This is a genomic window from Methylophilus sp. DMC18 (assembly GCF_056314005.1).
The window spans coordinates 172,821-186,547 of record NZ_JBQUZE010000005.1 but is presented as its reverse complement, the minus strand read 5'-3'; the positions used below and the strand labels follow the sequence as shown (position 1 = coordinate 186,547).

The window sequence follows — 13,727 nt, the reverse complement described above, 5'->3', positions numbered from 1 at the left end:
ATTCGCATGATGTGTAAGCGCTGTTTTTTAATCAGCGCTTCACATTTCTGCGGTAAAATTCACGCTGTTTTGAACTCAATACGGACCTCCGATGATGCAACATGCCACTGCCTCGCAAAAGGCAAAAACCCTGTCCGAAGCGCTGCCCTACATCAAACGCTTTTTTGATAAAACCATCGTGATCAAATATGGCGGCAACGCCATGACGGACGATCGCCTCAAAGAGTGTTTTGCGCAGGATGTGGTGCTGTTAAAACTGGTGGGCATGAACCCGGTGGTGGTGCATGGCGGCGGCCCGCAAATCAATGAAATGCTGGACAAGCTGGGCAAAAAAGGCGAATTCATTCAGGGGATGCGCGTCACCGACGAAGAAACCATGGACGTGGTGGAAATGGTGTTGGGGGGGCAGGTGAACAAGGAAATCGTGAACCTGATCAATCGCCATGGCGGCAAGGCCGTCGGCTTGACCGGCCAGGATGGTAACTTTATCCATGCGCACAAACTGCTGATGGAAGACCTCAAAGACCCGAGCAAAATGATTGATGTCGGCCAGGTGGGCGAGATTTCCGGCATAGACCCCAGCATCATTACGTTTCTGGATAGCGGTGACTTTATACCGGTCGTCGCGCCGATTGGCGTAGGCAAGGATGGCGAAACTTATAACATCAATGCCGATGTGGTGGCGGGCAAACTGGCTGAAATCCTTAATGCAGAAAAACTCATTTTGCTGACCAATACACCAGGTGTGCTGGATAAAAATGGCCAGCTGCTGACCGGCCTGACACCCAAGCAAATCGATGACCTGGTAGAGGATGGCACCCTGAGTGGCGGCATGTTGCCAAAAATCGGTTCTGCGCTAGATGCGGCGCGCAGTGGCGTCAAGTCTGTGCACATCATTGATGGCCGCGTGGAGCATGCCTTGCTGCTGGAAGTGTTGACTGACGAAGGCGTGGGCACGCTGATCAAGGCGAAATAGCCATTCAGCCACGCTCATCAGCAGTGCCCAACCATGGCTGAGATTATTTTATACAGCAACAAACTGTCGCGTGGCCGTGCCGTGCACTGGCTGCTCGAAGAGTTGGGCCTTGCGTATCAGGCGGTGTGGCTGGACTTTGGTCCGGCCATGAAAAAAGCAGACTACCTGGCCATCAACCCCATGGGCAAAGTACCTGCCCTCCAGCATGGCGGGGCCGTGGTCACCGAGACGGCTGCGATCCTGACCTATCTGGCAGACACGTTTGCCGACAAGGGCTTTATTCCAGCCGCGGGCACCCCGGAAAGGGCAGCTTTTTACCGCTGGATGTTTTTTATCGCCGGTCCGTTGGAAGCGGCAACGACGGCTGAGTTTCTGGGCTGGCAAACGCCGGAAAAAACACCTTTGGGTACGCCTTGTCAGGCTTTTCTGGGCTTTGGCTCACTGACACTCACGCTAGATACCCTGGAATCGCATTTACGCCAGCATGCCTATGTGTGTGGCGACCAGTTCACCGCCGCCGATGTCTATCTGGCGACCCATCTGGCGTTTGGCATGCGTTACACCAAAGCCTATCCGCCGCGTGCCGTCTTTGACGACTACTTAAACCGCCTGCTGCACCGCCCGGCCAAATTGCGGGCAGATGCCCTTTAATCTGGCTCGACAGTAATGACGCGCAGGGTGTGGATTTTTGACCTGGACGACACCCTGCACAACGCCTCGGCGCACATCTTCCCGGTGATGAACCGGGCCATGACCCAATATATCCAGGATCACTTGCAACTGGATGAACCAGCCGCCTGCGCCTTGCGCCAGCATTACTGGCAGGTCTATGGCGCCACCCTCAAAGGGCTGATGCGCCACCACGGGGTCAACCCGCATCATTTTCTTGCAGAAACCCATGCCTTTCTGACGGACGAAATGGTGCACACCACCAAACAGCTCAGGCAATTATTGCAGCAACTGCCGGGGCGGAAATGCGTCTTTACCAACGCGCCGCGTCACTATGCGTTGCGCGTGCTGCAAGTGCTGGGCATTGAGGATTGCTTTTCACTGGTCTTCAGTGTGGAATCCAGTGGCTTTCACGCCAAACCCAGCGTGCGCGGGTTTCAATTGCTGCTACGCCAGCTTAAATGCCGTGCGGCAGATTGCACCTTGTTTGAAGACAGCCTGCCCGCACTGATGACGGCCAAACGGCTGGGGATGCGCACGGTGTGGATCAGCCGCAAGTTACGCAAACCAAACTTTGTGCAATATAGGTTAGCGCATATGTTGGCGCTCACTCACAGTGGCCTGAAAAAAGGGCCGCTTTACATTCCCGCCGTCTGTGAATAAGGTTAAAATACGGGTCAAAATAACCACCTAACGATCAGGCTCAGGCTCCCACATCATTATGGCTACTATCAATAAAGAAGCACGCGCAAACCGTAAACAGCAAATTCTGGAAACCCTGGCAGGCATGCTGCAAACACCACGTGGCGAAAAAGTCACCACGGCAGCCCTGGCTGCCAAACTCGATGTTTCCGAGGCGGCACTTTACCGCCACTTTGCCAACAAGGCCAAAATGTTTGAGGGCCTGATCGAGTTTATTGAAAGCGCGTTGTTTGGTGTCATGAACAAAATCACCACCGACGAAACCGATGGCCTCAAGCAAGTACAGCTGATGCTGCAAACCATGCTCAAGTTTGCTGAGCGCAATCCCGGCATGTCACGGGTGTTGATTGGCGATGCCCTGGTCAATGAAGATGACGCCTTGCAATTACGTATCAACCAATTGCTGGACAGGTTAGAAGCCAGCCTCAAGCAATCGTTGCGCATTGCCGAAGCTCAGGGTCACAAAATCAATGATGCCGGCACGGCGGCCAATACCATGATCAGTTTTGTGCTGGGCCGCTGGCATGCTTTTGCCAAAAGCGGCTTCAAACGCAAACCGAGCGACAATCTTGAGCAACACTTGGCCCAGCTGATTACGGGCTGCCTGCAATAAGTTTCAACAGAAAGTATCACGGATGGAAACCACTATTTTTGGCATGAATGAAGCCCAACTCACCGAGTTTGGCATGTCTTGGGGCCTTGCGTTCCTCATGCTGTTTATTGTCTTTATTGTGGGCAACCTGGCCTGGAAATCCAAAGCGGGCAAAACCGGCACCTTTGCCTTGTTTCTGGCCCTGACGCTGGGTCTGGTCGGATTCCTGGCCAAATTTGCCATTCAGCACTATCTGAATATTCACTAGCTGAATATTCAGATAGTGAATATTCACCTGTTTTATCAAAACCAGCGTCTGCTTTATACTGCATGCTCCCTTGGTGAGGTGAAGCAATGCAGCACATCCTGGTTTACTCAGACTCGTTAAGCTGGGGCATCATCCCCAATACCCGTCAGCGCCTGCCGTTTGACCAGCGCTGGCCTGGGGTCCTCGAAATCAGCCTGAGTCAAATGCAGCAACGCGTGCGCGTGATTGAAGATTGCCTGAATGGCAGGCGCACGGTGTTCGAAGACCCGTTCAAACCCGGACGCAACGGCCAGCAAGGGTTGGCGCAGCGTATCGAAATCCATTCTCCGCTGGCGCTGGTCATCCTCATGCTAGGCACCAATGACTTTCAGTCCATGCATCCGCACACCGCCTGGCACGCCGCGCAAGGCATAGCCAGCCTGGTCACCACCATACGGCAAGCCCCCATTGAACCAGGCATGCCTGTCCCCCAAGTCATGATCCTGGCGCCACCACTCATCACTCAACCACAAGGACCGATTGCAGAAAAGTTTGCTGGCGCCGCACAAAAATGCCAGGGACTGGCCGCGGCTTACCGCGCAGTCAGCCAGGCGATGGATTGCCTGTTTGTCGATGCAGGGCGCATCGTCACCGCCAGTGAAATAGATGGCGTGCATCTGGATGCTCCACAACATCTGCAATTAGGGCAAGCCCTGGCCCATGAAGTGAACGCATTTCTAGGGCAGCAAGCCTGAATTGGCTATTGCGATCCTGCTGTCCGTCCGCTACCCTTAATCAATTTTCTCACACCACCGTTTTCGCCATGGATCACGTACTGCCCCCTCAAGATAACGATACTTATAAAACATTGCTGGAATCCACCAAAGCGATTCCATGGAAATTAGACTGGGCCTCCAAACGGTTCACTTATATTGGCCCACAAATTGAGTCCTTACTCGGCTGGACACAGGACAGCTGGCAATCCGCAGAGGACTGGGCCGCACGCATGCACGAGGAAGACCGCGATCGGGTATTCAATTTTTGTATCTCGCAATCACTGCAAGGCCTGGATCATGAAGCCGACTACCGCGCACTGACGGCTGACGGTGGCTTTGTCTGGATACGCGATGTAGTACATGTGATCCGTGCTGCGAACGGCGAGCCCGAGGCACTGATTGGCTTTATGTTTGATATCAGCGAACGCAAACAAACAGAGCAACAATTACTGGATTTGCAAAAACAACTTGAAGTGCTGTCCTATCAGGATAGCCTGACTGGCGTCGCCAACCGCCGCATGTTTGACAGCGTGCTGGAAAAAGAATGGCTGGAAGCCAGCCGACATCAGCAGCCCTTGGCACTGATCATGATCGATATCGACTATTTCAAGCAATTCAATGATGCTTACGGGCATCTGAAAGGCGATGAGATACTCAAGCAAGTCTCCAGCCTCTTGTCTCATGCTGGCGTGCGTGTAAATGATTTTTTTGCCAGATTTGGCGGCGAAGAGTTTGCCTGGATTTTACCGGAGACCGATCTTGTTTCCGCAGGCAAGATCGCTGAGCGTTGCCGCCATCTGATTTTCAAGGCACAGATTCCGCATGCGCACTCAGCCGTCAGTCAGCTGCTCACCATCAGTGTGGGGGTGGGCAGCATCATCCCCTCAGCAACAGACCAGATGAATGATTTTTTGGCGGATGTAGACAGACTGATGTATCACGCCAAGCATCAAGGCAGAAACCGGATAGTCTTGCAGGAAGAGGTTTAGACCCTAAACGGTCGCGGACTGGTTAATTCAGATGCATGGCCTGCTGGATGGCCTGTGTTCTGGCTTCCGCCACCGCTTGTTTGATCTGCACAGGCGACTGGCATTGTTTGGCAATTGCGCCCGCGTCTACGGTCAAGGCCGCCTGCAATGCGCGGCTCAGATGCTCGGCATCCTCCAGTGGGCATTGCTCTAATCCCAGCCGGCCTCGGCTGTCACATTCACAGGCCTTGAGAAAATCCTCAAAACGGCTGCGCTGTCTGAATGCGTCCAGCTCCTCTAGAAAATGCAGCAGCGTACTTGCCTTCATTTGCCGCGCCGCATGCAATTTGCCATGATATTTCGCCACCACCAGTGACAGATCCTTGCAATCATTGGGCACTTTCAGGCGGGCCACGACATCCCTAATCAGATCAACGCTGCGCAACTCATGGCCAATATGGCGCGGCAGCACTTCAGCAGGCGTAGTGCCCTTGCCCAGATCATGGGTCAGTGCCGCAAAGCGTACAGGCAGGCTAAAGGCTTGCGTCGCAGCGTAATCAATCACCATCATGATATGGATGCCGGTATCCACTTCAGGATGATAAGTGGCGGTTTGCGGTACACCCCACAATCGGTCCAGCTCTGGGAAGATGATTTTCAACGCGCCGCAAGCACGCAGCATCTCAAACATGCGGCTCGGTTGGGACTCCATGAGGCCTTTGGCGATCTCTTGCCAGACGCGCTCGGGCACCAGGGCATCCACCTCGCCTGCAGCGACCATCTCGCGCATCAGCACCATGGTTTCAGGTGCCACAGTAAAATCGGTAAATCTGGCTAAAAAACGGGCAGCACGCAGGATTCTGACCGGATCTTCACTAAACGCGGCTGTCACATGCCGCAAGATTCTTTTTTCAATATCTGCCTGGCCACCGAACGGATCAATCAGTTGACCCTCCGCGGTCTGGGCAATGGCATTCATGGTGAAGTCACGGCGAGCGAGATCTTCCTCCAAGGTCACGTCTGGATCGGCGTGAACACTAAAGCCCTTGTAGCCTTTGGCGGTTTTGCGCTCGGTACGCGCCAGCGCGTATTCTTGCTGGGTCTGGGGATGCAAAAAAACCGGAAAATCCTTGCCGACTGCGCGGTAGCCTGCGGCTAGCATTTGTTCGGGGCTGGCACCCACCACCACATAGTCACGGTCTTTGACGGGCAGGCCGAGCAGGCTGTCCCGCACGGCACCCCCTACCTGGTAAATCTGCATGACAGGCAGCCCTGTACGCAATCAACGTCTGGCGTTGATGACACGCCCAGCGGCCGCGCGGAACTGATCATAAGCCCCCCGCGGATTGTTTTTGACCAGATACCCGGAAATCACGGCGAACATATCCGTCGGGACCACACACAGTTCGTTGGCCATCGGTTGCTGGCACACATTATCTACCTGCATGGATTTGACGTTATCGCGTGAGATCAGCTTGATGGGCAACAGCTGCATAAAGCTGCCTTGCAGCAGGGACATGCGCAGGCTCAAGCCCAGGATGGGGCGCTGCACATGGATGGTTTTCATGACCGCCTCAATGATTTGCTGCAAGGTCATGATGGCGGGGCCACCCAGCTCATAAGTCTTGCCATAGGTCGCAGGTTCATCGACAGCATTCACCATGGCGGCAGCGACGTCTTCCACCCAAATCGGCTGGAACTTGGCATTGGGCATGGCCAGTGCCAAAACGGGAATCCATTGGATCAGCTTGGCGAACAGGTTGATAAAGCGGTCACGCGTGCCAAAAATGACTGAAGGCCGGAAGATGGTCACATGCAGTTTTTTGCTGAACGCCATGACGGCACTGTCCCCCGCGGCCTTGCTGCGCAAATATTCACTGGGGGCGCTGGCAGAAGCCTGCAGGGCGCTCATATGCAGCAAACGCGGGATCCCCAACGCTTCGCACAATTGCGCGACCTGGCGTGGAAACTGGTGATGCATTTTTTCAAAGGCGTTATCACGGGTTTGATGCAAGATGCCAATCAGGTTAATCACCACATCACTGCCCTGCAATTGCGCCTTGAGAGCAGCGTGATCATGAATATCACACTCAACCACCTGCACATTAGGCAGCAAAATCAAGTGCTTGGCCTGCTCGCGACGCCGCGTCAGCACTTTGACTTGGTAACCGGCCTGATCTAGCCTGGCGACCACACTGCTACCAACAAAACCGCTACCACCCAACACTGTGACTGTCTTCATTTGCTTGTTCCTGATGCGTCTTGCGTTAACTGAGTCCGAATTTGCTTATTGTACCGAAAAACCGCCGCTTACTCTTGCTCTGAAATCGTGATCGTGGTGGTGACCGTGTCAGCCTCGGCCACACTACGTGCGGGGATCGTCCCCAGACGTTTCTTGAGGGTCACCACCGGCAAGCCCAGACGCGCAGCATACATATGCGCATTGGCCAGTACTTTTTTCACGTAATTGCGCGTCTCGCTAAACGGGATAGTTTCGGCATAAATTGCGCCTTCCAGCGGCGTACTGGCCGCCCAGCGCCGTGCACGGCTGGGGCCGGCATTGTAGGCGGCGGTGGCCATCACCTCCTGGCCATTAAACGTATCCAGCGTGTAGCGCATGTAATAAGTGCCCAGGTTCACATTGGTTTCGATGTCATGCAGCATGCCATCATGGTAGCTATTCAAGCCGAGTTTTTTGGCGATCCATTTGGCGGTAGCAGGCATCACCTGCATTAAACCACCTGCGCCCACCGATGACTTGGCGTAGTGCATAAACCGGCTCTCCTGCCGGATAATGCCATAGACCCAGGCTTCATCAATCTCCCGGCTGCGAGAGGCTTTTTGCAGGTAATCGCGGTAGGGCGTGGGGTAACGCAACTCAAAATTATGGGTACGACTGGTTTTGTCTGCCGCCAGCACCGCCAGGTCAAACCAGCCTTTGAGCATGGCATATTGTGCGGCGACGATACGTCCGGGATCATCCAGCGCTTCCAGCAAGTACATCCACTCCAGCCTCGCCTCGTAGCGTGCCTCGACGTCAAACAAGGCTTCCATGCGTTTGACTGCCGGTTGCCGTGAAAACTGCCGGACTTCGTCGTCAGCGGGTTGATAAGTGGCCGTCGGCTCACCCAGCATTGGCCCCAACTCTTCAGCGGCCAGCCAGCCATAAAAATGCCGTTCCTGCGAGAGTTTGGCCAATAAGGCATTAGCCTCTGCAGGCGTCCCTTTCATCAGTAGCGCACGTGCTTTCCAGTACCGCCAGGCGGCCTCTTCGGCCAAGACCGGCGGCATGTCCGAGATCACCTTCAGCAGCTGGTTCCAGTCCTGCTGACGCAAAGCGGCCCGTGCATACCATTCCCACTGCTCGTTATTGAGCACAGAGGCCGTCACTTTGTTAAAACTTTGCAAGGCTTCCGGCGCGTGTTTACGTGCCGCTTCCAGTGCGATATAAGCCTGAACCAGTTGCTTTTCTTCAGCATCCAGCAAGCCGTTATATTTTTGATAACTGGCCCGCGCGACCTCGATCTCAGCCTTGGCCTGTCTATGGATGATATACATGTATAACGCCCGGCCATAAGCGCTGCGGTCCTGAATCGTGCCTTTTTTCAGCGCCAACGCCGGATTTTGCGTGACTTCGTCCAGTTGTTTAAACAGCGCAGCATCTGTTTTGCTGCTGCGTTTGGCCATTGTTTTGGCCAAGCCGGGCTTGTTGGCAAACAGCGCGTCCCGATACAGGGTCAGTAACAACTTCTCGTCGAGCACGCCCACTTGCTGCAAGGCTTCCAGCATGCCCTGACAATCGGGCGGCAGGTCTTTGCCCGCCAGCAACAGTTTCTTGCCGTCCTCGTAAGCGTTCGGATCATCCATGGCGATCCCGGCCTGAATCTGGTAACACTGGTTACCCACATCGTTCAGGCTGTAATACATGGGCATTTGCGCACGCATTTCAATAAACTGGTCCCAGAACTGCAAGCGGCCTAGTCGTTTCAACCACAGTTCACGTACCCGTTGCGACAGCAAGGATTCATTGTTTTCCTGCAAAAACGCCTGCACCTGGTTGTAAGAGAGTTGATCCAGCGTGAGGATCATCTGCCAGTATTGCAAATAAGGCAGCAACGGCGAGCGCTTTTGCCTGAGCGTATCAGTAGCTTCGGATAATTGGGCGAGGTTTCTGGTTTGATAGGCCTGTTTGGCCTGTGCATAGACCTCAGCGTCGCCAGCGAATGCAGCAGTCGCGAAAATGAACAGCGCAGCAGCCAGTGCCACGAAAATGGGGAATCTAGTCTTCATGCATTAACGATCACGTGATGGCGTGATCAATTTCAAATTCTGGCCAATCGACTGAGGAAAAAGAACAACAGCAATAACAGGATGACCACAAACCCACCGCGCCAGACTGCTTTGAGCCAGCGCCAGTAGCGTGGCTGCCCGGTCTGCCAGCTCAGCAAACCCAGGATCAGGGTGCTCAACACCAGCACGGCAAACAAGATTCGTATCCACCACATTGTGATCTGCCTGGACGCGGTTTACGCCGGCAACAGCGGCGCCGGACTAAAATAGTCGCGTTGTTTGACAAAGCCAACCGGGGCATGGGCGTCGTTATCAAACGAACAGTATTCCCAGGCGCTTTCATCGGCCAGCAGGGCGCGCAGTAACTGGTTATTCAAGGCATGCCCAGATTTGAACGCAGTAAACTGTCCGATAATCGGATAGCCCAGAATATACAAATCGCCAATCGCATCGAGGACTTTGTGTTTGGCGAATTCGTCTTCATAACGCAAGCCACCGCCGTTGAGGACTTTGTATTCATCCAGCACAATCGCGTTATCGAGGCTGCCGCCTTTGGCGAGCCCATTGGCCCGCAGGTATTCGACCTCATGCATAAACCCGAATGTGCGTGCACGGCTGATCTCGTCCACATAGCTCTGGCTGTCGTAATCAATGGTGACTGTTTTACCAGAAAACTCGAACACGGGATGTGCAAAATCAATGGTAAATTCGGCTTTAAAGCCATGGTGCGGCGTAAATTTTGCCCATTTATCGCCTTCGCTTACTTCTACCGGCTTGAGGATACGCACGAATTTTTTCGGTGCCTCCAACTCAGCCAGTCCGGCCGTTTGCAACAGATAGATAAACGGTCCCGAGCTGCCATCCATGATGGGCACCTCGGCAGCCGTCAGTTCTATCAATACATTGTCTACCCCCAAACCGGCGAGGGCAGACATTAAATGCTCCACGGTAGCCACGCGCGCACCTGAAAACTCTAGGGCGGAGCTCAGGCGAGTGTCATTCACTGCCGTCGGGGCAACCCGCATGGCAGGCGCATCGGGCAAATCGATGCGCTGGAACACCACTCCGTGATCAGCGGGCGCAGGCTTGAGCGTCAGCGTGACTTTTTCACCGCTGTGCAGCCCAACGCCAGTGGCGCTGATCGATTGTTTAAGCGTGCGTTGCTTTAACATGGTTTTCTCTACTGTTAATGATTGGCGACATTATAAGCCAATCGCTGTACTCACTCATGATTCATCTGGCCTTCCCTGTGTTGCACCCGGTTCCGCCAGGGGCATCATTAGTCAGCCTGCTTGCGCAAAAATGCCGGAATATCGTATTCCTCAATCCCGGAGTTCTTCATGGCTTCGACCTGCGCACGACGGCTGTTGCTGGTGAATACGGCTGGCTCGTCTTCTTCAACCGTGTTGAAGATCGGCTGGTTAGTCGTACCATCACGCAGGGTCGTCATCACCTTGAGCTCAGGTTTGGCCTGGCGTTTGCCAACAGAACCATTCAAGCCGGTGGCCACCATGGTCACACGCAGGTTATCGCCCATGCTTTCATCCATCACGTTACCGACGATCACGGTCGCATCTTCTGCGGTGAACTCCTTGATCGTGTTCATCACGTCATAGTATTCACGCATCTTGAAGCTGCCGCTGGCACTGATGTTCACCAATACGCCACGCGCATTGGCCAGATTCACGTCTTCCAGCAATGGGCTGGCAACCGCTTGTTCTGCGGCAATCCGTGCACGGTTAGGTCCGCTGGCTTCTGCAGAGCCCATCATCGCCATGCCCATTTCAGACATCACGGTGCGTACGTCAGCAAAGTCCACGTTGACCAGACCTGGGCAGTTGATGATTTCAGCGATGCCAGACACGGCATTGTGCAAAACGTCATTGGCTGCACGGTAAGCTTCTACCACGGTCACGTCTTCACCCAGCACGTCCATCAGCTTTTCGTTAGGGATAACGATAAGAGAGTCTACGTATTGGGAAAGTTCTTCCAGACCTTCCTGTGCGACTTTGGCACGCTTGCCTTCAAAGGCAAACGGCTTGGTCACCACGGCCACGGTCAGGATGCCCATTTCACGCGCCACTTCTGCAATGATAGGTGCAGCCCCAGTACCAGTCCCGCCACCCATGCCTGCGGTAATAAACAGCATGTCTGCACCATCAATGGTTTCGGCGATACTGTCGCGGTCTTCCAGCGCAGCTTCGCGACCGATTTCCGGTTTGGCACCAGCGCCCAGGCCTTTGGTAATGTCAGAACCAATTTGCAGCACGACTTTGGCATGGCTCTTTTTCAAGGCCTGCATATCCGTGTTGGCGCAAATAAACTCAACGCCTGTCACGCTCTTGGTCATCATGTGCTCTACGGCGTTTCCACCGCAACCACCGACCCCAATCACCTTGATCACGGCGCCATCATTCTCTTTGTCAAAAATCTCAATCATACTCACCCTCCATTGCCTATTATTTGAGTGCTTGGTTTGCCCCGTACACTCGCCCTAAAACACATTAAAAAAACAACAAAAACCTAAAAGTTGCCGGTAAACCAGCGCTTCATTCTTTCAAACAATCTGCCAAATGATCCGGATTGCAGATCGCCTACCATTTGTTTCTCCACCTGCTGTTTGGCCATCAGCAACAAGCCGATGCCAGTGGCATAGCGTGGATTGCCCACCACTTCTGACAAGCCCTCCACATAGCGCGGCACACCCAAACGCACCGGCGTATGAAAAATCTCTTCGCCCAGCTCGACCATGCCGCGCATTTGTGCCGCGCCGCCGGTAATGACGATGCCGGAAGCAATCATGGATTCCATGCCACTGCGGCGCAGCTCTTGCTGCACAAACTCGTAAATCTCTTCGACGCGGTCCTCAATCACCTCGGTCAGCGCCTGGCAGGACAACTGGCGTGGCTCACGGCCATCCACCGCAGGTACTTCCACCACTTCGCGTGGGTCGGCCAGCTGGCGCAAGGCACAGCCATGCTTGACCTTGATCTCTTCTGCCGACTGCGTCGGCGTGCGCAAGGCCACCGCGATATCATTGGTAATCTGGTCACCGGCAATCGGGATCACTGCGGTATGGCGGATCGCGCCATTCTTGAACACCGCCAGGTCTGTGGTACCGCCACCGATATCTACCAGACACACGCCCAGCTCTTTTTCATCATCAGTGAGCACTGACTCACTGGAAGCCAGTGGCTGCAAAATCAGGTCGCTGACTTCCAGGCCGCAGCGCTTGATGCATTTGACGATGTTTTGTGCCGCGGCAATGGCGCCGGTCACAATATGTACCCGCACTTCGAGGCGGATGCCGCTCATGCCCAGCGGTTCGCGCACATCTTCCTGACCGTCGATAATGAATTCCTGGGTCAGGATATGCAGAATCTGCTGGTCTGCCGGCAAGGCAATCGCACGGGCGGTTTCTACTACGCGGTCGATGTCCATCTGCGAGACTTCGCTCTCTTTGATTTTCACCATGCCGTGCGAATTGAGGCTTTTCACGTGGCTGCCCGCAATGCCGGAATACACGGTATTGATCTTGCAATCCGCCATCAACTCCACTTCTTCAATCGCGCGCTGAATCGCCTGCATGGTGGAGTCAATATTCACCACCACGCCTTTTTTCAAGCCACGGGAAGCATGCTGCCCGACCCCGATCACTTTCAGGGTGCCTTCCGGCAAAATCTCTGCCGCAATCGCAACAATCTTCGAGGTGCCGATATCCAGCCCCACGATCAAATTTTTATCTTCTCTGACTCTACTCATGTGTTTTCCTTGACCTTCTTTCTGGCAATGTGCCGCCTACGCCCCAGGCCGTGGCATGCGCAAGGCAAAGCCATTCGGGTAGCGTAAATCGGCATAACGCCAGTCGCTCTCTGCAATACTTGCTTGCTGACGGTAAGCCGTCACAAACTGTTGCAATCTTTGTTTCGCGGCTTCACGCCCCAGCATCATCTGGCGGCCATCCGCTGTTTTAATTTCCCAGGCACGGCGCGAGGACAGGCTCAGTTGCTGTATCTGTAGCGGTGTGCCTGACAGCATCTGTGCAAAACTGGCATAGCCTTGCGCCACTTCTTTCACGGCATCGCCCGGCCCATAAAAGGTGGGCAATTGCTCATCTGAGGCGGCCTGAAACAGTTCGCCATGCTTGTTAACCAATGCCACACCACCCCAACGACCCAGGGCCTGATGCTCTTCAATCTGTACCACAATAGTGTCTGGCCACTGGCGACGGACGGCCACCTTGCGCGCCCAGGGCAGTTTTTCAAAAGCGGTACGCGTGCGTTGCAAATCCAGCGTATAAAAATTGCCCTTCAGGTATTTGCGCACGATGAGCTGGATCTGCTCATGGTTCACATGATCGAGGTTGCCCTCCACCTGTACCTGCTTGACCGGGAAGATGGGCAAATGCAACACCACAAACAACAAGGCGTACAACAGCATCACCACTGCCAGTGAAAACAGCAGATTGGCAATCCAGTTCAGCAATGTTGGTCTATCCCACATCGTC

Annotated in this window: 15 protein-coding genes; 7 read left to right on the top strand and 8 right to left on the bottom strand. The window is 54.3% G+C overall.

The genetic code is table 11. The annotated features are described in order from the left end of the window. Window positions 1-94 precede the first annotated feature (94 nt). The 7 genes from argB to ACT53G_RS12580 all read left to right on the top strand — a co-directional run bounded on the left by argB (window position 95) and on the right by ACT53G_RS12580 (window position 4,951). On the top strand, window positions 95-976 hold the full coding sequence (argB, locus tag ACT53G_RS12610; RefSeq protein ID WP_379073761.1) for an acetylglutamate kinase: 882 nt from the start codon (window positions 95-97) through the stop codon (window positions 974-976). Between the two features lie 33 nt (window positions 977-1,009). Further along, on the top strand, window positions 1,010-1,627 hold the full coding sequence (locus tag ACT53G_RS12605) for a glutathione S-transferase family protein (protein WP_476169580.1): 618 nt from the start codon (window positions 1,010-1,012) through the stop codon (window positions 1,625-1,627). A gap of 15 nt (window positions 1,628-1,642) precedes the next feature. Then, on the top strand, window positions 1,643-2,308 hold the full coding sequence (locus ACT53G_RS12600; RefSeq protein WP_476169579.1) for a pyrimidine 5'-nucleotidase: 666 nt from the start codon (window positions 1,643-1,645) through the stop codon (window positions 2,306-2,308). Window positions 2,309-2,366: 58 nt separating this feature from the next. Continuing rightward, window positions 2,367-2,960, top strand: a complete 594-nt coding sequence (gene slmA / locus ACT53G_RS12595) for a nucleoid occlusion factor SlmA (protein ID WP_275356568.1) — start codon at window positions 2,367-2,369, stop codon at window positions 2,958-2,960. 22 nt (window positions 2,961-2,982) lie between these two features. Then, the gene (locus ACT53G_RS12590; protein WP_194749205.1) at window positions 2,983-3,207 is read left to right on the top strand and encodes a DUF2788 domain-containing protein; all 225 of its coding nucleotides are present in this window, start codon (window positions 2,983-2,985) and stop codon (window positions 3,205-3,207) included. 86 nt (window positions 3,208-3,293) lie between these two features. Then, the gene (locus ACT53G_RS12585; RefSeq protein ID WP_476169578.1) at window positions 3,294-3,941 is read left to right on the top strand and encodes an SGNH/GDSL hydrolase family protein; all 648 of its coding nucleotides are present in this window, start codon (window positions 3,294-3,296) and stop codon (window positions 3,939-3,941) included. A gap of 68 nt (window positions 3,942-4,009) precedes the next feature. Continuing rightward, on the top strand, window positions 4,010-4,951 hold the full coding sequence (locus ACT53G_RS12580) for a sensor domain-containing diguanylate cyclase (protein ID WP_476169577.1): 942 nt from the start codon (window positions 4,010-4,012) through the stop codon (window positions 4,949-4,951). A gap of 22 nt (window positions 4,952-4,973) precedes the next feature. On the opposite strand, the gene ACT53G_RS12575 is transcribed toward ACT53G_RS12580, so the two are convergent. From ACT53G_RS12575 to ACT53G_RS12540, 8 genes are all read right to left on the bottom strand, one after another. Further along, window positions 4,974-6,191 carry a multifunctional CCA addition/repair protein gene (locus tag ACT53G_RS12575; protein WP_476169576.1) on the bottom strand — a complete coding sequence of 406 codons (1,218 nt, stop codon included), beginning with the start codon at window positions 6,189-6,191 and terminating at the stop codon, window positions 4,974-4,976. A 21-nt stretch (window positions 6,192-6,212) separates the two neighbouring features. Next, window positions 6,213-7,172 carry a complex I NDUFA9 subunit family protein gene (locus ACT53G_RS12570; protein WP_194749201.1) on the bottom strand — a complete coding sequence of 320 codons (960 nt, stop codon included), beginning with the start codon at window positions 7,170-7,172 and terminating at the stop codon, window positions 6,213-6,215. Window positions 7,173-7,240: 68 nt separating this feature from the next. Then, on the bottom strand, window positions 7,241-9,220 hold the full coding sequence (locus ACT53G_RS12565) for a transglycosylase SLT domain-containing protein (protein WP_476169575.1): 1,980 nt from the start codon (window positions 9,218-9,220) through the stop codon (window positions 7,241-7,243). 32 nt (window positions 9,221-9,252) lie between these two features. After that, complete coding sequence (locus ACT53G_RS12560) at window positions 9,253-9,435, bottom strand: hypothetical protein (protein WP_194749199.1); 183 nt, start codon at window positions 9,433-9,435, stop codon at window positions 9,253-9,255. 21 nt (window positions 9,436-9,456) lie between these two features. Then, a complete protein-coding gene (gene lpxC, locus ACT53G_RS12555) occupies window positions 9,457-10,392 on the bottom strand; it encodes a UDP-3-O-acyl-N-acetylglucosamine deacetylase (RefSeq protein WP_476169574.1) in 936 nt (311 codons plus the stop codon). Window positions 10,393-10,499: 107 nt separating this feature from the next. Beyond that, window positions 10,500-11,660, bottom strand: a complete 1,161-nt coding sequence (gene ftsZ / locus ACT53G_RS12550) for a cell division protein FtsZ (RefSeq protein WP_194749197.1) — start codon at window positions 11,658-11,660, stop codon at window positions 10,500-10,502. Window positions 11,661-11,743: 83 nt separating this feature from the next. Then, complete coding sequence (ftsA, locus tag ACT53G_RS12545; protein ID WP_194749196.1) at window positions 11,744-12,982, bottom strand: cell division protein FtsA; 1,239 nt, start codon at window positions 12,980-12,982, stop codon at window positions 11,744-11,746. 36 nt (window positions 12,983-13,018) lie between these two features. Then, a complete protein-coding gene (locus tag ACT53G_RS12540; RefSeq protein WP_194749195.1) occupies window positions 13,019-13,723 on the bottom strand; it encodes a cell division protein FtsQ/DivIB in 705 nt (234 codons plus the stop codon). Window positions 13,724-13,727: the final 4 nt, after the last annotated feature.